Here is a 22,682-nt window from a genome sequence, read left to right as displayed (position 1 = left end):
GCGACGCAGACGGGACGGACGTGACCGCGATCACGCAGGAGGCCGCCGACCTCGACCAGGCGCAGGCCGAGTCGAAGGCGGCGACCCTCATCGAGTCGCTGTCGTGGCTGCAGCGCTTCCACGACCGCATCGTGGTCGTGAAGTTCGGCGGCAACGCCATGGTCGACGAGGAGCTCACGCGCACCTTCGCCGAGGACGTGGTGTACCTCCGCTACGCCGGCCTCCGGCCCGTGGTCGTGCACGGCGGCGGTCCGCAGATCAGCGCGATGCTCACCCGCCTCGGCATCGAGAGCGAGTTCCGCGGGGGATACCGCGTCACCACGCCCGAGGTGCTCGAGGTCGTCCGCATGGTGCTCACCGGCCAGGTCAGCCGCGACGTCGTGCGCGGCATCAACGCGCACGGGCCGCTGGCGGCCGCCGTCTCCGGCGAGGACGCGGGGCTCTTCACGGGCCGCCGCCGCGGCGCCGTCGTCGACGGCGTCGAGGTCGACCTCGGGCTGGTCGGCGACGTCGTCGCCGTGGATCCCACGGCCGTGCTCGCGCAGCTCGACGCGGGCCGCATCCCCGTCGTCTCCTCCATCGCGCCCGACGAGTCCGACCCGCAGGTGTCGCTCAACGTGAACGCCGACGCGGCGGCCGCCGCGCTCGCCGTGGCGCTCGGGGCCGAGAAGCTCGTCATCCTCACCGACGTGGCCGGCCTCTACCGCGACTGGCCGGATCGCGGATCCCTCGTCTCGGACATCCGCGCCGACGAGCTGCGCGCCCTGCTGCCCTCGCTCGAGTCGGGCATGATCCCGAAGATGGCCGCGTGCCTCGAGGCCGTCGACGGGGGAGTGCCCAAGGCCGCCATCATCGACGGCCGCATCCCGCACTCGATGCTCCTCGAGATCTTCACCACCAACGGAATCGGAACGGAGGTCGTGCCCGCATGACCACGACCCCGCCGGAGCGCCGGACCACGCAGACCGAGAGCGAGTGGTCCGACCGCTTCCAGGCCGCGATGATGCGCTCCTCGCCGCCCCCGCTCGCCATGCTCGTGCGCGGCGAGGGCTCCCGCGTGTGGGACTCGACCGGGCGTGAGTACCTCGACTTCCTCGCGGGCATCGCCGTCAACTCGCTCGGCCACGCCCACCCGGCGCTCATCCGCGCCGTCACCGAGCAGGTGTCCACGCTCGCGCACGTCTCCAACTACTTCGCGACGCCGCCGCAGATCGCGCTCGCCGAGCGGCTCCGCCGCATCACGGGCGCAGGCGACACCGGCCGCGTCTACTTCGGCAACTCCGGCGCCGAGGCGAACGAGGCCGCCTTCAAGCTCGCCCGCCGCAACGGCAGCGACCGACGCACGCGCGTCATCACGCTGCAGGGCTCGTTCCACGGCCGCACCATGGGCGCGCTCGCGCTCACCGGGCAGCCCGCGCTCCAGGCGCCCTTCCTCCCGCTGCCCGGGGGCGTCGAGCACATCCCGCCCACGATGGAGGCGCTCGAGGCCGCCATCGACGACCGTGTGCAGGCGCTCATCCTCGAGCCGATCCAGGGCGAGGCCGGCGTCGTCGACCTGCCCGCCGGCTTCCTGCGCCGCGCCCGGGAGCTCACGCGCGAGCACGGGGCGCTCCTCATCCTCGACGAGATCCAGACCGGCGTCGGCCGCACGGGCCGCTGGTTCGCCTACGAGCACGAGGGCGTGCGGCCGGATGCGGTCACGATCGCCAAGGGCATCGCGGGCGGCGTCCCGATCGGCGCGCTCGTCGCGTTCGACGCGGCGGCCGACCTCCTGCAGAAGGGCCAGCACGGCTCCACCTTCGGCGGGAACCCGCTCGCCACGGCCGCCGGGAACGCGGTCCTCGCCGAGATCGAGGACGCGGGGCTGGTCGAGAACGCCGCCCGCCGCGGCGAGGAGATCCGCGCCGCCATCACGGGGCTCGACTCGCCGCTCATCGCGGAGGTGCGCGGCCGCGGTCTCCTCATCGGCGTCGGGCTGCACCGCGAGGACGGCGGGCGCATCGCGGCGGCCGCGTTCGGCGAGGGCCTCATCATCAACGCGCCGAACGCGCGCAGCCTCCGCATCGCCCCGCCGCTCATCGTGGGCGACGACGAGGTGCGCGACTTCCGCGAGCGGTTCGGCCGCGCGCTCGGCCACCTCCGCTGATCCGCGGCGCGGGGAGGGGCGCGAGACGCCTCGACCCACGCCACGCCGTGGCGCCGCGGCGCGCGGCCCGCACCTCCCCGTCGACGCCGTCGGCCGGCACCCCCGCGGGGGCCGCCGGCCGACGGATCCGCCCCCGCACGTCCCCTAGGCTTGAGCGATCCCGAGTCCCCCGAGAGCGAGCGATGCGATGACCCGCCACTTCCTGCGCGACGACGACCTCAGCCCGGCCGAGCAGGCCGAGGTGCTCGATCTGGCGGTGCGGCTGAAGCGCGAGCGCTGGTCCGAGCGCCCCCTCGCCGGCCCGCAGACGGTCGCGGTCATCTTCGACAAGTCGTCCACGCGCACGCGCGTCTCCTTCGCGGTCGGCATCGCCGACCTCGGCGGGGTGCCCCTCATCATCAGCACGGCCAACAGCCAGCTCGGCGGCAAGGAGACCGCGAGCGACACCGCGCGCGTGCTCGAGCGCCAGGTCGCGGCCATCGTCTGGCGCACCTACGGCCAGGCGGGCCTCGAGGAGATGGCGGCCGGCACGACCGTGCCCGTCGTCAACGCCCTCTCGGACGCCTTCCACCCGTGCCAGATCCTCGCCGACCTCCTGACCATCCGCGAGCACCGCGGCGACCTCGCGGGCCAGACCCTCACCTTCCTCGGCGACGGCGCCAGCAACATGGCGCACTCGTACCTCCTCGGCGGCGTCACCGCCGGCATGCACGTGCGCATCGCGTCGCCCGTCGGCTACCGGCCGGACGAGCGCGTCGTCGCGGACGCCGAGCGCATCGCCCGGACCACCGGTGGATCCGTCCAGGTCCTCGCCGACCCGGTCGAGTCCGTCCGGGGAGCCGACGTCGTGATCACCGACACCTGGGTGTCGATGGGCCGCGAGGAGGAGAAGGCCGAGCGGCTGGCGGCGCTCGGGTCGTACCAGGTGACGACCGATCTCATGGCGCACGCGGTCGACGACGCGGTCTTCCTGCACTGCCTCCCCGCCGACCGGGGCTACGAGGTGGCCCCCGAGGTCATCGACGGCCCGCAGTCGGTGATCTGGGACGAGGCGGAGAACCGCCTCCACGCCCAGAAGGCGCTGCTCGTCTGGCTCCTGCGCCAGTCCTGACGGACCCCCCACACCCCGAGACATCTCAGCAACGGAAACGGAGAACGACATGGCCGAACGCGTGGTTCTGGCATATTCAGGCGGACTCGACACCTCGGTCGGCATCGGCTGGCTCAAGGACGCGACCGGCAAGGAGGTCGTGGCCCTCGCCGTCGACGTCGGCCAGGGCGGCGAGGACATGGAGGTCATCCGGCAGCGCGCGCTCGACTGCGGCGCGGTCGAGGCCGTGGTCGTCGACGCGAAGGACGAGTTCGCGGACGACTACATCGTCCCCGCCCTCAAGGCCAACGCGCTCTACCAGAAGCGCTACCCGCTGGTCTCGGGCCTCAGCCGCCCGCTGATCGCGAAGCACCTCGCGCGCGTGGCCCACGAGCTCGGCGCGAACAGCGTCGCGCACGGCTGCACGGGCAAGGGCAACGACCAGGTGCGCTTCGAGGCCGCCGTCGCCGCGCTCGCGCCCGACCTCACCTCCATCGCGCCCGTCCGCGACCTCGCGCTCACCCGCGACAAGGCCATCGTCTACGCGAACGAGCACGACCTCCCCATCGAGCAGAGCAAGAAGAGCCCGTACTCGATCGACAAGAACGTCTGGGGCCGCGCGGTCGAGACCGGCTTCCTCGAGGACCCGTGGAACGGGCCGATCGAGGACCTCTACGAGTACACGCAGGACCCCGACGTCCTCCGCGATCCCACCGAGGTCACCATCACGTTCGAGGCGGGCGTCCCGGTCGCGATCGACGGCGTGCGCTACTCGCCGCTGCGCATCGTGCAGGAGCTCAACGCCGCCGCCGGCGCGCACGGCATCGGCCGCATCGACGTGGTGGAGGACCGCCTCGTCGGCATCAAGAGCCGCGAGGTCTACGAGGCCCCCGCCGCCATGACGCTCATCGAGGCGCACGAGGAGCTCGAGAGCCTCACGATCGAGCGCGACCTCGGCCGCTACAAGCGGGGCGTCGAGAAGGACTGGGCCAACCTCGTCTACGACGGGCTCTGGTTCTCCGGCCTCAAGCGCTCGCTCGACGCGTTCATCGAGGACTCGCAGCGCCACGTGTCCGGCGACATCCGCATGACGCTGCGCGGCGGTCGCGCGGTGGTCACCGGTCGGCGCAGCCAGACGAGCCTGTACGACTTCGACCTCGCGACCTACGACACGGGCGACACGTTCGACCAGTCGCTGTCCAAGGGCTTCATCGAGCTGTGGTCGCTGCCGAGCAAGATCTCGGCCCGCCGCGACCTCGCGGTCGAGCAGGCCGCGCTCGCGGCCGCGACCCCGGCGCCCGACGCCGCGCCCGCCGCGGAGTAGCCGCATGACCGAGAGCACGGATCCGTCCACCCGGGCGAGCGAGGCGGGCGCCCTCTGGGGCGGCCGCTTCGCCGGCGGCCCGTCACCGGAGCTCGTCGCGCTCAGCCGCTCGACGCACTTCGACTGGCAGCTGGCGCCGTACGACATCGCCGGTTCCCGGGCGCACGCCCGTGCTCTCGCGTCCGCGGGGTACCTGTCCGACGCGGAGCGCCAGGCCATGCTGCAGGCGCTCGACACCCTCGAGGACCGCGTCCGCTCGGGCGCGCTCGTCGCGTCCGAGGCGGACGAGGACGTGCACGGCGCCCTCGAGCGCGGCCTCATGGACATCGCCGGGCCGGAGCTCGGCGGCAAGCTCCGCGCGGGCCGCAGCCGCAACGACCAGATCGCGACGCTCGTGCGGATGTACCTGCGCGACCACGCCGCCGTGATCCACGCGATGCTCGTGCGGCTCGTGGACGCCCTGGCGGCGCAGGCCGAGGCGGCCGGCGGCGCGGTCATGCCCGGCCGCACGCACCTGCAGCACGCGCAGCCGGTGCTCCTCGCGCACCACCTCCTCGCGCACTGCTGGCCCCTGGTCCGCGACCTCGAGCGGCTCGCCGACTGGGACGCGCGCGCCGACGTCTCGCCCTACGGATCCGGCGCGCTCGCGGGCAGCACCCTCGGGCTCGACGCCGGCGCGGTCGCCCGCGACCTCGGCTTCGCCCGGAGCTCCGAGAACTCCATCGACGGCACGGCCAGCCGCGACGTCGTGGCGGAGTTCGCGTTCGTGCTCGCCCAGGTCGGGATCGACCTCTCGCGCCTCAGCGAGGAGATCATCCTCTGGAACACGCGGGAGTTCGGCTTCGTCACCCTGAGCGACTCGTTCTCCACGGGGTCCTCGATCATGCCCCAGAAGAAGAACCCCGACATCGCCGAGCTCGCGCGCGGCAAGTCGGGCCGCCTCATCGGCAACCTGGCCGGCCTGCTCGCGACGCTCAAGGGCTTGCCGCTCGCGTACAACCGCGACCTGCAGGAGGACAAGGAGCCCGTGTTCGACTCGGTGCAGACCCTCGAGGTCCTGCTCCCGGCGTTCACCGGCATGATCGCGACGCTGCGCTTCGACGTGGACCGGATGGCCGAGCTCGCGCCGCAGGGCTTCTCGCTCGCGACCGACGTGGCGGAGTGGCTCGTCAAGCACCGCGTGGCCTTCCGGGACGCGCACGAGATCACGGGCGAGCTCGTGAAGCTCGCCGAGTCCCGCGGGGTGGGCCTCGAGGACCTCTCCGACGACGACCTCCGCGGCGTCTCGCCGCACCTCGTGCCCGAGGTGCGGGAGGTCCTGAGCGTCGAGGGATCCGTCGCCAGCCGCGACGGCGCGGGCGGCACGGCCGGCGTCCGGGTCGACGAGCAGCGCGCCGAGCTGGTGCGCCGCGTCGCCGACCTGCGGGCGCGAGCCGACGCCGCGGCCGAGCGCCGGGCGACGGCGTCCGCGGACGCGTCGTCATGACCCTGTCGAACGGCCGTCGCCCCGAGCGCCCCGAGCCGCGGCATCGCTGGCTCCTGCCGCTCGTGGTCGGCGTGGCCGTCGCCGTGCTGGTCTTCGTCGTGGTCGTCGCGGGCCTCAACGGCGAGCTGATCTGATCGACGCGTGATCGACCCCGGCTCCTTCGCGCGCGACGCGGTCGAGGTGGCGCCCGAGCTCCTCGGCGCGATCCTGTCGCGCGACTCCGAGGAGGGCCGGGTCTCCGTGCGCCTCACCGAGGTGGAGGCGTACCGCGGGGTCGGCGAGGATCCCGGCTCGCACTCCTTCCGGGGCAAGCGCGCGCGCAACGCGACGATGTTCGGGCCGCCCGCGCACCTGTACGCGTACTTCACGTACGGGATGCACACGTGCGCGAACATCGTCTGCGGCCCCGAGGGGACGAGCGCGGGCGTCCTGCTCCGCGCCGGCGAGGTGGTGGAGGGCGCCGACCTCGCCCGGAGCCGGCGGGGCGCCGCCGTCCGCGACCGCGACCTGGCGCGGGGCCCCGCCCGCCTGGCGGTCGCGCTCGGGATCCCGCTGTCCGACGACGGCGCGCCGCTCGACGCGGCACCGTACGGGCTGCTCCTCCCCGACGCCCCGCTCGCGCTGCCCGCGTCGGGCCCGCGCGTGGGCGTGTCCGGGCCCGGCGGATCGGGGGAGCTGTTCCCGTGGCGCTTCTGGGTGCCGGGCGACCCCACGGTCTCGCCGTACCGCGCGCACGTCCCCCGCGTCCGCCGCTGAGCCGGGGTCGAGCCTCCGGCTACCGGACGACGAGCACGACGGCCGCGCACGACGCGGCCCACAGCCAGCTGACGAGGGTGCCGATGATGAAGCGCTCGCGCGCCTCCGCAGCCTCGCCGAGCTCGCTGAACCGGCCGACGCCCTTGATCGCGATCACGACCGCGAGCGCCTCGGGGTACCCGGCGAGGATCACCGCGGCGACGGCGAGCCGCTCGAGCATGCCGATCGTGGCTCCCCCGCGCAGCACCTCGCGGGTGGGCCGCCGGATCGCGGCCGGGTCGTCCTCGTGTCCGCGGGGCGGGACGAGGATCCCGCCGTACGCGCCCGGGGGCACCGAGCCGCGCGTCGCGAGCGACAGCACGACGGTCGAGGCGGATCCGCCGCCGAGCACCGCGAGCACGACCATGACGAGCCCGAGGTACCCGACGACCAGCGGTGAGGCGGCATCCACGAGCGCGAGCCCGAGGACGAGCGCCGCGGCGAGGGCGCTCGCCGCGCCGGCGACCGGTCGCGTGCGGGGTGTCCGCAGGGTCAGCAGCGCCAGCACGAGCGCCCCGGTGGCCAGCACGCAGAGCACGGCCCAGGCCGTCACCTCGGCGGGGGAGCCGGCGGGGATCACGACCGTGCCCCCGTCCGGGCGGGGCGATCGGCCGGGGGGGGCCGGGGGGTCGCCCGGGGAGGCCGCGCGGTCGAGGTGCGCGAGCAGGGCGGTGAGCCCGGGGATGGCAGCCCGCTCGGCGCGCCACCCGCTGGTGCGGAGGCGCGTGCTCACCGCCTGCGGGGTGATGCCCATCGCGGCGGCGACCTCCCGCTGCGTCCCGCCGTCGGCCATGCGGTCGACGACCTCCCACCCCTGCGGGGTCCGCCGATCGCGCGCGAGCAGCAGCAGGGTCAGGAGCGCCTCGACCTCGGCGGGTCCCGGGAGCCCCGTCGTCCGGTCGTCGGCTCCGTCGTCCGGAGCGTCACCGCGGGGGAGGGCGGGTGGATCCGTCGCGAGGGCGAACCGCGTGGCGCTGCGCTTGGCCGCGGTCACGGCGTCGCGCGCCGCGATGAACGCCGGGCCCGTCGCCTCGCGCGTCGCGCGGGGGAGCGGGGTCCGCACGGTGCCGATGCCGAGGCCGACGCTCCAATGGCCGGCGCGGGTGAGCCGCAGCACCATGTCGAGCGCCGTGGCGGCGTCGGCGACGAGCGCCTGCACCTCGTCGCCGGCCGTGCGGTCGACCGGCAGCACGACGCGGCCGGCGTAGCGGGAGGCCAGCTCGTCGCGCTCCGCGCCGGCGCGGTCCACGTCGTGGCGGCTGGCCTTCTGATCGGCGGTGATGACGAACATGCGGCCCCCTCAATCCTCAGAGCTTGATCTGCCCACATCAATGCTACGCACTTGACCTACTCAGATCAATGCCCCAGCCCTGACGCGCCCCCGCGCTCTGGATTCCACACTCACCCGGACCACCGACAACGCGACCACCGCGTCATCCCCCCCCCCCGGCGGACTCCGCGTCGGGCATGCCGGACGCCGCCGCGCCCCACCGTCCAGCAGGGGTCGCGCTGGTACCGTGGGCGGGTGACGAACGCCGATCCTGCACGCCTCACCGACCAGCGCAACGACCCGTCCTTCGCGGACGTGTGGGAGGAGATCGTCTGGCGCGGGTACGTGCACGTGTCGACGGACCAGGAGGCCCTCAAGGAGGCGCTGGCCGGTCCGCCCATCACGTACTACTGCGGCTTCGACCCCACCGCGCCGAGCCTGCACCTCGGCAACCTCGTGCAGCTGCTCCTCATGCGGCGGCTCCAGCTGGCGGGGCACCGGCCGCTCGGGCTCGTGGGGGGATCCACCGGTCTCATCGGGGATCCGCGCCCCACCGCGGAGCGCACCTTGAACACCCCGGAGGTCGTCGCCGAGTGGGTGCGGCGGCTGCAGGCGCAGGTGTCGGCCTTCCTGAGCCCCGAGGGCGACAACGCGGTCCGCATCGTCAACAACCTGGACTGGACGGCGCCGCTCAGCGCCATCGACTTCCTCCGGGAGGTGGGCAAGCACTTCCGCGTAGGCACGATGCTCAAGAAGGACGCCGTGAGCGCGCGCCTCAACTCCGACGAGGGCATCAGCTACACGGAGTTCAGCTACCAGATCCTGCAGGGCCTCGACTTCCGGGAGCTGTACCGCACCCACGGGTGCGTGCTGCAGACCGGGGGCAGCGACCAGTGGGGCAACCTCACGAGCGGCACGGACCTCATCCGCCGCAGCGAGCGCGCGACGGTGCACGCCATCGGGACGCCGCTCATCACCAACTCCGACGGCACGAAGTTCGGCAAGAGCGAGGGCAACGCCGTCTGGCTGGACCCGGAGCTCACCAGCCCGTACGCGTTCTACCAGTTCTGGCTCAACACCGACGACGCCGACGTGATCCACCGCCTGCGCATCTTCACGTTCCTCGACCGCACGCGCATCGAGGAGCTGGCCCGCGCCGTGGAGGCCGAGCCGTTCCGACGCGAGGCGCAGCGCGAGCTCGCGTGGGAGGTGACGACCCTGGTGCACGGGCGGGCCGCCACCGAGTCGGCGATCGCCGCGTCCCAGGCGCTGTTCGGCCAGGGTGAGCTGGGCGTGCTGGACGAGCCGACGCTCCGGGCCGCCCTGGGTGAGCTGCCATCGGCCGAGATCGCCGCCGGCACCACGGTCATCCAGGCTCTCCTCGACACCGGTTTGGTCTCGAGCGCGGGGGAGGCCCGAAGGGCGATCACGCAGGGCGGGGTGTACGTGAACAACGCCGCCGTGGGCGACGCCGGAGCCGTCGTGGACGACCTCCTGCACGGCCGTTTCGCGGTGATCCGCCGGGGCAAGAAGACCCTCGCCGGGCTCACCATCTCCTGAATCGGTCTTTGACCGGCCGTTCTCCTCGGAGGCCGTCGCGACACGCCCGGGATGCGGGTTGTTTTGCGGGGGTGGGGTGGTCCGCGTAATGTCTCCTCTTGTCGCCGGAACGGGCGGGAAGCTGAAAGGCTTCCGGAGCTGTTCTGGCGGGTGATGATCCTGGTGAAACAGAAGTTGCCGCGGCCTACGGGTTGCGTGTGTACCACCAACTGAGCTAGGGTCTGATTCTGCTTCCGACGTGAGTGCTGGGCCTTGAGGTCTGGATCACTCCCACGGGGAGCGGTGGAGTGTGAGCTCCGATGGCTGGCTGTGATGGTCGGTGTCGGGAGCGTCCGTTCCTTGAGAACTCAACAGCGTGCACAATGTCAAATGCCAAATACCCGTGGCATCGTCCTTCTGGATGGTGTCCGGATTCCTTTGGAAAACATTTAAACAAACAAGCAAGTCAGTAATGATTTGTTCTGTCGGTTTCAAACTTGCTGGTTCGTGTTCGATTCCCGTTCACGTCCGGCTTTAGATGTGCCGATCGCCTTCGGGTGGTCGTGCGTTTAAGCATTTATGGAGAGTTTGATCCTGGCTCAGGACGAACGCTGGCGGCGTGCTTAACACATGCAAGTCGAACGGTGAAGTCAGAGCTTGCTCTGGCGGATCAGTGGCGAACGGGTGAGTAACACGTGAGTAACCTGCCCCCGACTCTGGGATAACTGCTAGAAATGGTAGCTAATACCGGATATGACGACTGGCCGCATGGTCTGGTCGTGGAAAGAATTTCGGTTGGGGATGGACTCGCGGCCTATCAGGTAGTTGGTGAGGTAATGGCTCACCAAGCCTACGACGGGTAGCCGGCCTGAGAGGGTGACCGGCCACACTGGGACTGAGACACGGCCCAGACTCCTACGGGAGGCAGCAGTGGGGAATATTGCACAATGGGCGAAAGCCTGATGCAGCAACGCCGCGTGAGGGATGACGGCCTTCGGGTTGTAAACCTCTTTTAGTAGGGAAGAAGCGAAAGTGACGGTACCTGCAGAAAAAGCACCGGCTAACTACGTGCCAGCAGCCGCGGTAATACGTAGGGTGCAAGCGTTGTCCGGAATTATTGGGCGTAAAGAGCTCGTAGGCGGTTTGTCGCGTCTGCTGTGAAATCCCGAGGCTCAACCTCGGGTCTGCAGTGGGTACGGGCAGACTAGAGTGCGGTAGGGGAGATTGGAATTCCTGGTGTAGCGGTGGAATGCGCAGATATCAGGAGGAACACCGATGGCGAAGGCAGATCTCTGGGCCGTAACTGACGCTGAGGAGCGAAAGCATGGGGAGCGAACAGGATTAGATACCCTGGTAGTCCATGCCGTAAACGTTGGGAACTAGATGTGGGGACCATTCCACGGTCTCCGTGTCGCAGCTAACGCATTAAGTTCCCCGCCTGGGGAGTACGGCCGCAAGGCTAAAACTCAAAGGAATTGACGGGGGCCCGCACAAGCGGCGGAGCATGCGGATTAATTCGATGCAACGCGAAGAACCTTACCAAGGCTTGACATATACCGGAAACGTGCAGAGATGTGCGCCCCGCAAGGTCGGTATACAGGTGGTGCATGGTTGTCGTCAGCTCGTGTCGTGAGATGTTGGGTTAAGTCCCGCAACGAGCGCAACCCTCGTTCTATGTTGCCAGCACGTAATGGTGGGAACTCATAGGAGACTGCCGGGGTCAACTCGGAGGAAGGTGGGGATGACGTCAAATCATCATGCCCCTTATGTCTTGGGCTTCACGCATGCTACAATGGCCGGTACAAAGGGCTGCGATACCGTAAGGTGGAGCGAATCCCAAAAAGCCGGTCTCAGTTCGGATTGAGGTCTGCAACTCGACCTCATGAAGTCGGAGTCGCTAGTAATCGCAGATCAGCAACGCTGCGGTGAATACGTTCCCGGGCCTTGTACACACCGCCCGTCAAGTCATGAAAGTCGGTAACACCCGAAGCCAGTGGCCTAACCGCAAGGGAGGAGCTGTCGAAGGTGGGATCGGTGATTAGGACTAAGTCGTAACAAGGTAGCCGTACCGGAAGGTGCGGCTGGATCACCTCCTTTCTAAGGAGCATGTGCACCTCTCCTCTGTATACAGGGAGATCAAGGGTGCCAAGTCACGCGTCAGGCGTATGTCCTGGCGGTGGCGCTCATGGGTGGAACATTGACATTGATGCCGGCTGATATGTCGTGCTGCTAGTACGCCTCCTTGTGGGGTGGGAACGTGGTGCGGGGTGTCGAGGGCATGTTGCACGCTGTTGGGTCCTGAGGGACCGGGCCGCACCTTTCGGGTGTGTCTGGTTTCTTGTCGGACCCTTTCCGTCGTCCTTGCATGGATGGTGGTGGGGTACCGCCCGTATATTGAGAACTACACAGTGGACGCGAGCATCTTAGATTCACCGGTTTTCCGGTGGATCACAAAGATCTATTTATAGATCATTGGTCAATTCTGTCTCCTCTAGGGGAGGCGAAACGATTCAATCTCATGTGATTTCAAGATTCTAAGAGCAAACGGTGGATGCCTTGGCATCTGGAGCCGAAGAAGGACGTATAAATCTGCGATAAGCCTCGGGGAGCTGATAATAGAGCTTTGATCCGAGGATCTCCGAATGGGGAAACCCCGCCAGGCCCTTTGGGTGACCTGGTGACTCCCGCCTGAATATATAGGGCGGGTAGAGGGAACGTGGGGAAGTGAAACATCTCAGTACCCACAGGAAGAGAAAGCAAAAGCGATTCCGTTAGTAGTGGCGAGCGAAACCGGAAGAGGCCAAACCGATCATGTGTGATATCCGGTAGGAGTTGCATGGTCGGGGTTGCGGGACTTTCCGTACAGTTCTACCGAGCTGTGAGGGCAATGAGCGCGATATAGACGAATGGTCTTGAAAGGCCAGTCATAGAGGGTGCGAACCCCGTAGTCGAAATGTCGTCGCCTGTCCGGAGAGTATCCCAAGTAGCACGGGGCCCGAGAAATCCCGTGTGAATCTGTCAGGACCACCTGATAAGCCTAAATACTCCCAGATGACCGATAGCGGACAAGTACCGTGAGGGAAAGGTGAAAAGTACCCCGGGAGGGGAGTGAAATAGTACCTGAAACCGTTTGCTTACAAACCGTTGGAGCACCCTTGTTGGTGTGACAGCGTGCCTTTTGAAGAATGAGCCTGCGAGTTAGTGATATGTGGCGAGGTTAACCCGTGAGGGGCAGCCGTAGCGAAAGCGAGTCTTAATAGGGCGTATGAGTCGCATGTTCTAGACCCGAAGCGAAGTGATCTATCCATGGCCAGGTTGAAGCGACGGTAAGACGTCGTGGAGGACCGAACCCACTTCAGTTGAAAATGGAGGGGATGAGCTGTGGATAGGGGTGAAAGGCCAATCAAACTTCGTGATAGCTGGTTCTCTCCGAAATGCATTTAGGTGCAGCGTTGCGTGTTTCTTGCCGGAGGTAGAGCTACTGGATGGACGATGGGCCCCAAAAGGTTACTGACTTCAGCCAAACTCCGAATGCCGGTAAGTGAGAGCGCAGCAGTGAGACGGTGGGGGATAAGCTTCATCGTCGAGAGGGAAACAACCCAGACCACCATCTAAGGTCCCTAAGCGCGTGCTAAGTGGGAAAGGATGTGGAGTTGCATAGACAACCAGGAGGTTGGCTTAGAAGCAGCCACCCTTGAAAGAGTGCGTAATAGCTCACTGGTCAAGTGATTCCGCGCCGACAATGTAACGGGGCTCAAGCACGCCACCGAAGTTGTGGCATTTATATTATAGGCAGGCCTTCGTGGTCCAGCCGTATGGATGGGTAGGAGAGCGTCGTGTGGCCAGCGAAGCGGCGGTGTGAACCAGCCGTGGAGGCCACACGAGTGAGAATGCAGGCATGAGTAGCGAAAGACGGGTGAGAAACCCGTCCTCCGAAAGACCAAGGGTTCCAGGGCCAGGCTAATCCGCCCTGGGTAAGTCGGGACCTAAGGCGAGGCCGACAGGCGTAGTCGATGGACAACGGGTTGATATTCCCGTACCGATGAAGAACCGCCCAAGACAATCCAGTAATGCTAAGTGTCTGAATCCTTGATTCGATCCCTTCGGGGTGACGGTCTTGGCCTAGCACACGACCCTACGCTGGGGCGTTTAGCGTATTAACAGGTGTGACGCAGGAAGGTAGCTGAGCCGGGCGATGGTAGTCCCGGTCTAAGGATGTAGGGCAGAAGATAGGCAAATCCGTCTTCTATTAAGCCTGAGACCCGATGGGTAGTCCTCACGGACGAAATCAGTGATCCTATGCTGCCGAGAAAAGCATCGACGCGAGGTTCCAATCGCCCGTACCCCAAACCGACTCAGGTGGTCAGGTAGAGAATACTAAGGAGATCGAGAGAATCGTGGTTAAGGAACTCGGCAAAATGCCCCCGTAACTTCGGGAGAAGGGGGGCCTGAGGCGTGTAGGGATTTACTCCTGAAGCGTTTGAAGGCCGCAGAGACCAGTGGGAAGCGACTGTTTACTAAAAACACAGGTCCGTGCTAAGTCGCAAGACGATGTATACGGACTGACGCCTGCCCGGTGCTGGAAGGTTAAGAGGAACGGTTAGCACGCAAGTGCGAAGCTGAGAATTTAAGCCCCAGTAAACGGCGGTGGTAACTATAACCATCCTAAGGTAGCGAAATTCCTTGTCGGGTAAGTTCCGACCTGCACGAATGGCGTAACGACTTCCCAGCTGTCTCAACCGCGAACTCGGCGAAATTGCACTACGAGTAAAGATGCTCGTTACGCGCAGCAGGACGGAAAGACCCCGTGACCTTTACTACAGCTTGGTATTGGTGTTCGGTGTGGCTTGTGTAGGATAGGTGGGAGACTTTGAAGCTCGGACGCTAGTTCGGGTGGAGTCATTGTTGAAATACCACTCTGGTCACTCTGGATATCTAACTTCGAACCGTAATCCGGTTCAGGGACAGTGCCTGGTGGGTAGTTTAACTGGGGCGGTTGCCTCCTAAAAAGTAACGGAGGCGCCCAAAGGTTCCCTCAACCTGGTTGGTAATCAGGTGTCGAGTGTAAGTGCACAAGGGAGCTTGACTGTGAGACTGACAAGTCGAGCAGGGACGAAAGTCGGGACTAGTGATCCGGCAGTGGCTTGTGGAAGCGCTGTCGCTCAACGGATAAAAGGTACCTCGGGGATAACAGGCTGATCTTGCCCAAGAGTCCATATCGACGGCATGGTTTGGCACCTCGATGTCGGCTCGTCGCATCCTGGGGCTGGAGTAGGTCCCAAGGGTTGGGCTGTTCGCCCATTAAAGCGGTACGCGAGCTGGGTTTAGAACGTCGTGAGACAGTTCGGTCCCTATCCGCTGCGCGCGTAGGAAATTTGAGAAGATCTATCCCTAGTACGAGAGGACCGGGATGGACGAACCTCTGGTGTGTCAGTTGTTCCGCCAGGAGCACCGCTGATTAGCTACGTTCGGAACGGATAACCGCTGAAAGCATCTAAGCGGGAAGCCGGCTTCGAGATGAGATTTCCATCCCTTTCAGGGTGAAGGCTCCCGGCTAGACTACCGGGTTGATAGGCAGGATGTGGAAGCGAGGACTAAAGACTCGTGGAGCTGACCTGTACTAATAAGCCGATATCTTGAAAACACTTTGCTTGCGTCCACTATGTGGTTCCCGATATACGGTCGGGTATCAATTGAACAACCAGCTTGACTGGTCGATTCATCACAGATTTCATGCCCTTTGTGGGGTGTGTATGGGATGTTTCGGCGGCCATAGCGAGAGGGAAACGCCCGGTTACATTCCGAACCCGGAAGCTAAGACTCTCAGCGCCGATGGTACTGCAGGGGGGACCCTGTGGGAGAGTAGGACACCGCCGGACTTAACTTGTTTGATCGGGAGGCCCGTCGCACTTTGTGCGGCGGGCCTTTCTGCGTTAACACGCCCCGCGTAGCCTCGGCCGTGCGCGGTGCACGGGCGACCGGCAGTGGCGACGACGGCCGAGTTGGCGGCGGACGGAGCGCGCCACGGCCGACACTGAGCGCACGCCGCGTTCGTGCGGTGATCACGCCGTGTGTGGATCCCGCCCCTGGCGGCAACCCCTGCCGTCGACTGGGCCGCGCCGGACGTGATCGCCGTCGCGCGTCATGACGATGACGGCCGGAGGACCAACACCTGCGAGGGGATCAAGCTGCCTGCGACACGACGTCGGGCACTGAGCAGCCGTTAGCCTGGAGTCGCACATCCGCACGACCCACAACACCACAGACATCATCTGGCCCGCGAGGCCGACAGGAGCACAGTGAGCGACTCATCCGATCGAGACAGCCGGCCCGAGGGCCAGGACCGCGGATCGTCGCACTCCCCGCGCGGCCGCGAAGGCGGGAAGCCCCCGTACGAGCGCGGTTCGTCGGGGGCTCCTCGCGGTCCGCGTGACGGCGGCCGAGCATCGGGTCCGCGTGGCGCAGCAGGCGATCGTCCGCAGCGTGAGGGGGAGCGGAAGCCCTGGTCGAAGGACGGCACCGGCGACGGCGGCCGTCCTGCCCGTGACGGGGAGCGGAAGCCCTGGTCCCGTGAGGGCGCCGGCGGTGCCGGCCGTCCTGCCCGGGATGGGGAGCGCAAGCCCTGGTCGAAGGACGGGGCTGGCGGTGCTGGCCGTCCTGCCCGTGACGGGGATCGGAAGCCGTGGTCCCGTGACGGCGCCGCAGGTGGCGCGCGTCCTGCTCGCGATGGAGATCGGAAGCCCTGGTCGAAGGACGGGGCGACGGGATCCGGTCGGCCTTCCGGCGCGGGTGACCGCAAGCCCTGGTCCCAGGACTCCGCCGGTGGCGGTCGTCCGCAGCGCGACGGCGACCGGAAGCCCTGGTCGCGTGACGGTGCGCCCGCGGGTGCCCGTCCCGCCCGTGACGGGGAGCGGAAGCCGTGGGCGAAGGACGGCCCGCGAGAGGCCGGCCGGGGTGGCGCCCGTCCGCCCCGCGACGGCGACAAGCTCTGGACGCGGGACGGGCGTCCCGCGCGCAACGACCGCGACGCCCCTCGCTACGAGGAGGCGCTCACCGAGGAGCAGCTGCGCGCGCGCGAGCTGCGGTCGGTGCGACCGCGCCATGAGGATCCGGAGATCCCCGAGGACGTGCAGCCGGGTGACCTGGATCGGATCGCGCGGAACGAGCTGAAGACCCTCAGCAAGGACAACGCCGAGGGCGTGGCGCAGCACCTCGTCATGGCGGCCCGCCTGATCGAGGAGGACCCGGAGCTCGCGCACCGCCACGCCACCTCCGCGGCCCGACGTGCGGGACGGATCGCGGTCGTCCGCGAGTCCCTGGCGATCACCGCGTACGCCGTGGGCGACTACGCACTGGCCCTCCGCGAGCTGCGCACGTACCGGCGCATCTCCGGCAAGAACGACCAGCTGGCCCTGATGGTGGACAGCGAGCGGGGACAGGGACGTCCCGACAAGGCGCTCGAGCTCGGTCGCTCGGTGCCGAAGGAGACCCTGCCCGCCGCGGAGCAGGTCGCCCTCGCGATCGCGATGTCGGGCGCGCGGCTCGACCTCGGCCAGACGGAGGCGGCTCTCGACGAGCTGTCCATCGCGCAGCTGAACCGGGACGTGGCCTACTCGTACAGCGCCGACCTCTTCCACGCGTACGCCGAGGTCCTCGAGGAGCTCGGACGCTCCGACGAGGCCGACGCCTGGCGCCAGCGCGCCGACACGGCCGAGGCGGCGTTCGCGGATCCGGACGAGGGATGGGACGACATGGTCGAGGTCGTCGAGGAGGAGCTGGAGCTCGGGGGCCAGGCCGACGAGGGCCAGGTCGACGAGGACCAGGTCGACGAGGATCAGGCCGACGAGGATCAGGCCGACGAGGATCAGGTCGACGAGGATCAGGCCGACGAGGGCCAGGCCGACGATGCCCGGTACGACGCGGAGGATGTCGGCGGCGTGACCCGCGCGGACGATGACCCGTCGGACGAGTTCGCGGAGGACGCTGCCCATGAGGACGTCGAGCCCGAGGCCGTCGCGGCGGATGCCGCGCCCACCCCGCCGAGCGAGGACGGGGACAGCGAGGAGATCGCGATCGACGTCGACGACGAGCTCGACGCGTCCGCGGGTTCCGAGGGTGCCGCCGACACCGCGGTCGCTCCGGACGGGGATGCGCGACCGGACGCTCACGCTCACGCTCACGCTCACGCTCACGCTCACGCTCACGCTGACGCTGACGCCGACGACCGCTCCGGCGACGATGAGGAGCGTGACGATGTTCGCTAGGGCGGCGAAGGGGAGCGCGCCCCTGGACGGCGTGGACGTGATCCTCGCGGACCTCGACGGCGTCGTGTACGCCGGGCCTGACAGCATCCCGCACGCCGTCGACGCGCTGAACCGCGCGGAGGGCGCCGGGATCCGGCTGGGCTACATCACGAACAACGCGTCCCGCACCGACGCGTCGGTCGCTGCGCACCTCAGCTCGCTCGGGCTGACCGTCGCGCCGGAGGACGTCGTGACCTCGCCGCAGGCCGCGCTGCGCCTGCTCGCCGACCGCGTGCCCGCCGGATCCACCGTGCTCGTCGTGGGCGGGGAGGGCCTCGTGCACGAGCTCGAGAAGGCCGGATACGTCGTCACGCGCACGGTCGAGGACCACCCCGTCGCCGTGGTCCAGGGGTTCGCCCCCGAGGTGGGCTGGACCCAGCTCGCCGAGGCCGCGTTCGCCCTGGCGGACCCGGACGTGGTCTGGGTCGCGACCAACACGGACTGGACCATCCCCGTCGCGCGCGGAATCGCGCCCGGGAACGGCACGCTCGTCTCCGCCGTGCACACGGCCGTCGGCCGCCTGCCGGTGGTCGCGGGCAAGCCCGAGACCCCGATCTTCGACGTGGCACGCGAGCGCTTCGGCGCGCAGCGTCCCGTCTTCCTCGGCGACCGGCTCGACACCGACATCCTCGGGGCAACCCGCGCGGGCATGGCGTCGGTGCACGTGCTGACCGGGATCGACCGGGCCAAGCAGCTCCTCGCGGCGGAGGAGGACCAGCGGCCCACCTTCATCCTCGAGCACCTCGGCCAGCTGCACGAGCCGTACCCGGAGACGCGCTTCTCGCAGCAGGGGAGCGTGGCAACGGTCGGCAAGGCGTCCGTCCGCATCGCGGGCGACCGCGTGGAGGTCGTCAAGGACGGCGGGTCGACGATCGACACGCTGCGCGCCGCCTGCGCCGTGATCTGGAACTCGGGCCGGCCGATCTACGGGCTGGACGTGCCGGAGTCGCTGTACGTCGCGGCGGGTGCCGGCCCTGCGTAGCGTGACGGCGTGAGCGACGACGCGGACCAGGTGGACATCGGCCCGGATCCTGCCGGGGCCGCCGGCGACGATCACGACGTCGCGGAGGAGCTCGTGTCCCGCCTCGAGCTGATCGAGGGGCGGCCGCTCGACGAGCGCGCCGCGTCCTTCGCGCTGCTCCACGACGAGCTGCGGACCCGCCTCGAGGGCGGGGACGGGGCGACGCCGCGTGGCTGACCCGACGACCGAACCCGGCGCCGATGCGTTCGACGCGATCGGCGGCGAGCTCCGGCTGGACGCCGCCCTGCCCGCCCTCGGCCTCGCGCGCTCGCGCACCCACGCCGCCCGGCTGATCGGCGACGGGCTCGTCACGGTGGACGGGCGCGGCGTCGTCAAGGCCTCGTTCCGCGTCGTGCCGGGATCCGTCGTCGAGGTCGCGGGGACGGACGCGTACGTGAGCCGCGGCGCCCACAAGCTCATCGGCGCGCTCGACGCGTTCCCCGAGGTCGAGGTCGCGGGGCGCCTCGCGCTCGACGTCGGCGCGTCGACCGGCGGCTTCACGCAGGTCCTGCTCGAGCGGGGCGCGCGGCGCGTCGTCGCGCTCGACGTGGGGCACGGCCAGCTGGATCCGCTCATCCGCGAGGATCCCCGCGTCGACGTGGTGGAGGGGTTCAACGTGCGCGACCTCACGCCGGAGACGCTGGCCGCGGTCGCGCCCGGGGCCGCGGGTGAGGCGCCGGGGCTCGTCGTCGGTGACCTCTCCTTCATCTCGCTCGGACTCGTGCTGCCGGCCGTCACGCGCACCGCGGCCGAGGACGCGGACATCGTGCTGCTGATCAAGCCGCAGTTCGAGGTGGGGCGCACGGGCATCCGCGAGGGCATCGTGCACGACGCCGGGCTCCGGGACGACGCCGTGATGCGCGTGCTCTGGTCGGCGTGGGACCTGGGGCTCGGCACCGCCGGCCTCGTCTCCTCCCCGATCGTCGGCGGCGCCGGGAACCACGAGTACCTCGCCTGGTTCAGCGGTCGTGCGGGGAGCAATCCGACACAATGGAGATCGACGTCGAACGAGATCACAGGAGCGTGAGCGAAGTGGCTGGACCCGCGAGGCACATCCTGGTCGTGTCCCACACGGGACGGCGCGACTCCATCGACGCGGCGCTCAGCGTGTGCGCGCAGCTCGCGGAGGCCGATGTCCGCATCGTGCTCACGGCCGAGGAGAAGGCCGACATCCTGCCGTTCGCGCCGGAGATGTCCGGCGTCGCGGTCCTCGGCGAGGACGTGCAGACGGCCGACCTCGAGATCGTCATCGTCCTGGGCGGCGACGGCACCATCCTCCGCTCCGCCGAGCTCGTGCGCGGCACGTCCGTGCCGCTCCTCGGGGTCAACCTCGGGCACGTCGGCTTCCTCGCGGAGAGCGAGCGGGAGGACCTGACGGCCACCGTCCGCCGCGTGCTCGACCGCGACTACACGGTGGAGGAGCGGATGACGCTCGACGTCACGCTCAAGGTCGGCGCCGACATCGTCTACCGCACGTGGGCGCTCAACGAGGCGACCGTGGAGAAGGCCAGCCGGGAGCGCATGCTCGAGGTCGTGGTGGAGATCGACGGCCGTCCGCTCGCGTCCTACGGCTGCGACGGCATGGTCGTCTCGACGCCCACCGGATCCACGGCGTACGCGTTCTCGGCCGGCGGCCCCATCGTGTGGCCGAGCCTCGAGGCCATGCTCGTCGTGCCGCTCAGCCCCCACACGCTCTTCGCGCGCTCGCTCGTGGTGGGGCCGGAGTCCACGGTCGCCGTCGAGGTGCTGAGCCGCACCGCGGGCTCCGGCGTGCTCTGGTGCGACGGCCGCCGCACGCGCGACATGCCGCCCGGCGCGCGCGTCGAGGCGCGGCGATCCACCATCCCCGTGCGCCTCGCGCGCCTCAAGCAGTCGCCGTTCACCGACCGCCTCGTGAACAAGTTCGAGCTGCCGGTCACCGGCTGGAGAGGTCCCGTCGACCGTGATTGAGGAGATCACCATCCGCGACCTCGGGGTGATCGGCCAGGCGACGCTGCCGCTCGGCCCGGGCTTCACGGCCGTCACCGGCGAGACCGGCGCGGGCAAGACCATGGTCGTGACCGCGCTCGGGCTCCTGCTCGGCGCGCGCGCCGACTCGGGGGCCGTGCGGCAGGGGAGCGAGCGGGCGGTGGTCGAGGGGCGCTGGATCATCGCGGCCGACGGCCCCGTCCCGGAGCGCGTGCGGGACGCCGGGGGAGACGTCGACCCGTTCGGCGACGGGACGCGGGGCGAGCTCATCGTCACGCGCCAGCTGTCGGCCGAGGGCCGCAGCCGCGCATCGGTCGGGGGCCGGGGTGCGCCCGCGGCGCTGCTCACCGAGATCGGCGAGCAGCTCGTCGTGGTGCACGGGCAGTCCGACCAGATGCGGCTGCGGTCGTCCACGGCGCAGCGCCAGGCGCTCGACCGGTTCGCCGGATCCGCGCTCGCGCCCGTGCTCAGCGAGTACCAGGAGGTGTTCCGGCGGTGGCAGTCCGCCCGGGCGGAGCTCGACCGGCTCGTGACGGAGCAGGACGCCCGCACGCGCGAGGCCGAGGAGCTGCGCGCGGCCATCGACGCGATCGAGGCCGTCGCCCCGCAGCCGGGCGAGGACGAGGAGCTGCGCGAGCGCATCGACCGCCTCACGAACCTGGAGGACCTCCGCGCCGCCGCGTCCGCCGCGCACGAGCTGATGTCGGCCGAGGACGCCTCGGGCGAGATGGCCGACGCCGCCTCCGTGCTCGACACCGCGCACCGTCGGCTCGACCGCGTCGCGGCGCACGATGCGGGCCTCGCCGAGATCATCGAGTCGCTCGACACCGCGCGCATCCTCGTGTCGGAGATCGCGGTGCAGCTCTCCGGCTACCTCGCGGGACTCGACGCCGACGGCGCCCGCGAGCTCGAGTCGCTGCAGGACCGCCGGGCCGAGCTCGCGGCCCTCACCCGGGTGCACGGGCCCACGGTCGAGGACGCGCTCGCGTTCCTCGACACCGGCAGCGCGCGCCTGCTCGAGCTCGACGGCGACACGGACCGCATCGACCTGCTGCGCGGGGAGGTGGAGCGCGACGAGGCGCTCGTCGGCGAGCTGGGCGCGCGCGTCACCGCGGTGCGCGCGGAGCACGGCGCCCGCCTCGCGGAGGCCGTCACCGCGGAGCTCGGCGCGCTCGCCATGGCCGACGCGTCGCTCGAGGTGCGCGTGTCCCCGCGCGAGGAGCCGGCGCTGTCCGGGGCCGACCGCGTCGAGATCCTGCTGCGGCCGCACGCCGGCGCCGAGGCGCGCCCGCTCGGCCGCGGCGCGTCCGGTGGCGAGCTGTCGCGCGTGATGCTCGCGATCGAGGTCGTGGTGGCCGGCGACGACCCGGTGCCCACCTTCGTGTTCGACGAGGTCGACGCGGGGGTCGGCGGCGCGGCCGCCATCGAGATCGGGCGACGCCTCGCGCGGCTCGCCGAGCGCGCGCAGGTCATCGTCGTCACGCACCTCGCGCAGGTCGCCGCGTTCTCCACGAACCACCTGCGGGTCGTCAAGGGCGGCGACGGGCAGGTCACCGCGTCCAGCGTCACGCAGCTCGAGGGCGACGCGCGGATCCAGGAGATGGCGCGCCTGCTCTCCGGCCTGCCGGACAGCGAGAGCGGCCTCGCGCACGCCCGCGAGCTCGTGGAGACGGCTGCCTCGCTCCGCTGATCCGCGGCCGGGGGCCCGGCGCGGGCCATCCGTCCGGGGACCATGCGGCC

Annotated in this window: 15 protein-coding genes and 3 rRNA genes; 17 read left to right on the top strand and 1 reads right to left on the bottom strand. The window is 69.0% G+C overall.

Features of this window, described 5'->3' with window-relative positions; genetic code table 11:
• Window positions 1-20: 20 nt before the first annotated feature.
• The 7 genes from argB (at window position 21) to ACT7CP_RS10480 (ending at window position 6,802) form a co-directional block, all read left to right on the top strand.
• Complete coding sequence (gene argB / locus ACT7CP_RS10510; protein ID WP_413963759.1) at window positions 21-932, top strand: acetylglutamate kinase; 912 nt, start codon at window positions 21-23, stop codon at window positions 930-932.
• Window positions 929-2,146 carry an acetylornithine transaminase gene (locus ACT7CP_RS10505; RefSeq protein WP_413963384.1) on the top strand — a complete coding sequence of 406 codons (1,218 nt, stop codon included), beginning with the start codon at window positions 929-931 and terminating at the stop codon, window positions 2,144-2,146. The genes argB and ACT7CP_RS10505 overlap by 4 nt, the downstream gene beginning before the upstream one ends.
• Before the next feature lie 187 nt (window positions 2,147-2,333).
• Entirely contained in the window at window positions 2,334-3,257 is a 924-nt protein-coding gene (gene argF, locus ACT7CP_RS10500; RefSeq protein WP_413963383.1) for an ornithine carbamoyltransferase, read from the top strand.
• 49 nt (window positions 3,258-3,306) lie between these two features.
• A complete protein-coding gene (locus ACT7CP_RS10495; protein ID WP_445442171.1) occupies window positions 3,307-4,560 on the top strand; it encodes an argininosuccinate synthase in 1,254 nt (417 codons plus the stop codon).
• A gap of 4 nt (window positions 4,561-4,564) precedes the next feature.
• Window positions 4,565-6,046 (top strand): argininosuccinate lyase, encoded by a 1,482-nt coding sequence (argH, locus tag ACT7CP_RS10490; protein WP_445442170.1) that lies wholly within the window; start codon window positions 4,565-4,567, stop codon window positions 6,044-6,046.
• Window positions 6,043-6,180: a hypothetical protein gene (locus ACT7CP_RS10485; protein WP_413963381.1), complete on the top strand. Its 138-nt coding sequence runs from the start codon at window positions 6,043-6,045 to the stop codon at window positions 6,178-6,180. Before argH ends, ACT7CP_RS10485 begins: the two co-directional genes overlap by 4 nt.
• Window positions 6,181-6,187: 7 nt before the next feature.
• Complete coding sequence (locus tag ACT7CP_RS10480; protein ID WP_413963380.1) at window positions 6,188-6,802, top strand: DNA-3-methyladenine glycosylase; 615 nt, start codon at window positions 6,188-6,190, stop codon at window positions 6,800-6,802.
• Window positions 6,803-6,821: 19 nt separating this feature from the next.
• On the opposite strand, the gene ACT7CP_RS10475 is transcribed toward ACT7CP_RS10480, so the two are convergent.
• Window positions 6,822-8,132 (bottom strand): hypothetical protein, encoded by a 1,311-nt coding sequence (locus tag ACT7CP_RS10475; protein WP_445442169.1) that lies wholly within the window; start codon window positions 8,130-8,132, stop codon window positions 6,822-6,824.
• A 234-nt stretch (window positions 8,133-8,366) separates the two neighbouring features.
• Here ACT7CP_RS10475 and tyrS point away from each other — a divergent pair, with 234 nt between their 5' ends.
• From tyrS to recN, 10 genes are all read left to right on the top strand, one after another.
• The gene (tyrS, locus tag ACT7CP_RS10470; RefSeq protein ID WP_445442168.1) at window positions 8,367-9,671 is read left to right on the top strand and encodes a tyrosine--tRNA ligase; all 1,305 of its coding nucleotides are present in this window, start codon (window positions 8,367-8,369) and stop codon (window positions 9,669-9,671) included.
• Window positions 9,672-10,226: 555 nt separating this feature from the next.
• A 16S ribosomal RNA gene (locus ACT7CP_RS10465) occupies window positions 10,227-11,747 on the top strand.
• A 427-nt stretch (window positions 11,748-12,174) separates the two neighbouring features.
• Window positions 12,175-15,294 (top strand): 23S ribosomal RNA (locus ACT7CP_RS10460).
• Between the two features lie 118 nt (window positions 15,295-15,412).
• Window positions 15,413-15,529, top strand: a 5S ribosomal RNA gene (gene rrf, locus ACT7CP_RS10455).
• The 16S, 23S and 5S rRNA genes sit together here, the layout of an rRNA operon.
• 1,209 nt (window positions 15,530-16,738) lie before the next feature.
• Window positions 16,739-17,914 (top strand): tetratricopeptide repeat protein, encoded by a 1,176-nt coding sequence (locus tag ACT7CP_RS10450; protein WP_445442167.1) that lies wholly within the window; start codon window positions 16,739-16,741, stop codon window positions 17,912-17,914.
• On the top strand, window positions 17,904-18,935 hold the full coding sequence (locus tag ACT7CP_RS10445) for an HAD-IIA family hydrolase (protein WP_445443981.1): 1,032 nt from the start codon (window positions 17,904-17,906) through the stop codon (window positions 18,933-18,935). The genes ACT7CP_RS10450 and ACT7CP_RS10445 overlap by 11 nt, the downstream gene beginning before the upstream one ends.
• 9 nt (window positions 18,936-18,944) lie before the next feature.
• The gene (locus ACT7CP_RS10440; RefSeq protein ID WP_445442166.1) at window positions 18,945-19,151 is read left to right on the top strand and encodes a hypothetical protein; all 207 of its coding nucleotides are present in this window, start codon (window positions 18,945-18,947) and stop codon (window positions 19,149-19,151) included.
• A complete protein-coding gene (locus tag ACT7CP_RS10435; RefSeq protein WP_445442165.1) occupies window positions 19,144-20,001 on the top strand; it encodes a TlyA family RNA methyltransferase in 858 nt (285 codons plus the stop codon). Before ACT7CP_RS10440 ends, ACT7CP_RS10435 begins: the two co-directional genes overlap by 8 nt.
• Entirely contained in the window at window positions 19,965-20,924 is a 960-nt protein-coding gene (locus ACT7CP_RS10430) for an NAD kinase (protein ID WP_307500738.1), read from the top strand. Before ACT7CP_RS10435 ends, ACT7CP_RS10430 begins: the two co-directional genes overlap by 37 nt.
• Window positions 20,917-22,632, top strand: coding sequence for a DNA repair protein RecN (gene recN / locus ACT7CP_RS10425; protein WP_445442164.1), 1,716 nt, complete (start codon window positions 20,917-20,919; stop codon window positions 22,630-22,632). The genes ACT7CP_RS10430 and recN overlap by 8 nt, the downstream gene beginning before the upstream one ends.
• Window positions 22,633-22,682 lie beyond the last annotated feature (50 nt).

This window comes from Clavibacter rahimiani (genome assembly GCF_052654495.1).
The sequence above is the reverse complement of the archived record's forward strand: the minus strand, read 5'-3'. Positions and strand labels throughout refer to the sequence as shown.

Bases quoted from the DNA above. Each gene is read 5' to 3' on its own strand.
- ACT7CP_RS10505 (WP_413963384.1), top strand. From the start codon at position 929: ATGACCACGACCCCGCCGGAGCGCCGGACCACGCAGACCGAGAGCGAG.
- argF (WP_413963383.1), top strand. From the start codon at position 2,334: ATGACCCGCCACTTCCTGCGCGACGACGACCTCAGCCCGGCCGAGCAG.
- ACT7CP_RS10495 (WP_445442171.1), top strand. From the start codon at position 3,307: ATGGCCGAACGCGTGGTTCTGGCATATTCAGGCGGACTCGACACCTCG.
- argH (WP_445442170.1), top strand. From the start codon at position 4,565: ATGACCGAGAGCACGGATCCGTCCACCCGGGCGAGCGAGGCGGGCGCC.
- ACT7CP_RS10485 (WP_413963381.1), top strand. From the start codon at position 6,043: ATGACCCTGTCGAACGGCCGTCGCCCCGAGCGCCCCGAGCCGCGGCAT.
- ACT7CP_RS10475 (WP_445442169.1), bottom strand. From the start codon at position 8,132: ATGTTCGTCATCACCGCCGATCAGAAGGCCAGCCGCCACGACGTGGAC.
- ACT7CP_RS10445 (WP_445443981.1), top strand. From the start codon at position 17,904: ATGTTCGCTAGGGCGGCGAAGGGGAGCGCGCCCCTGGACGGCGTGGAC.
- ACT7CP_RS10430 (WP_307500738.1), top strand. From the start codon at position 19,965: ATGGAGATCGACGTCGAACGAGATCACAGGAGCGTGAGCGAAGTGGCT.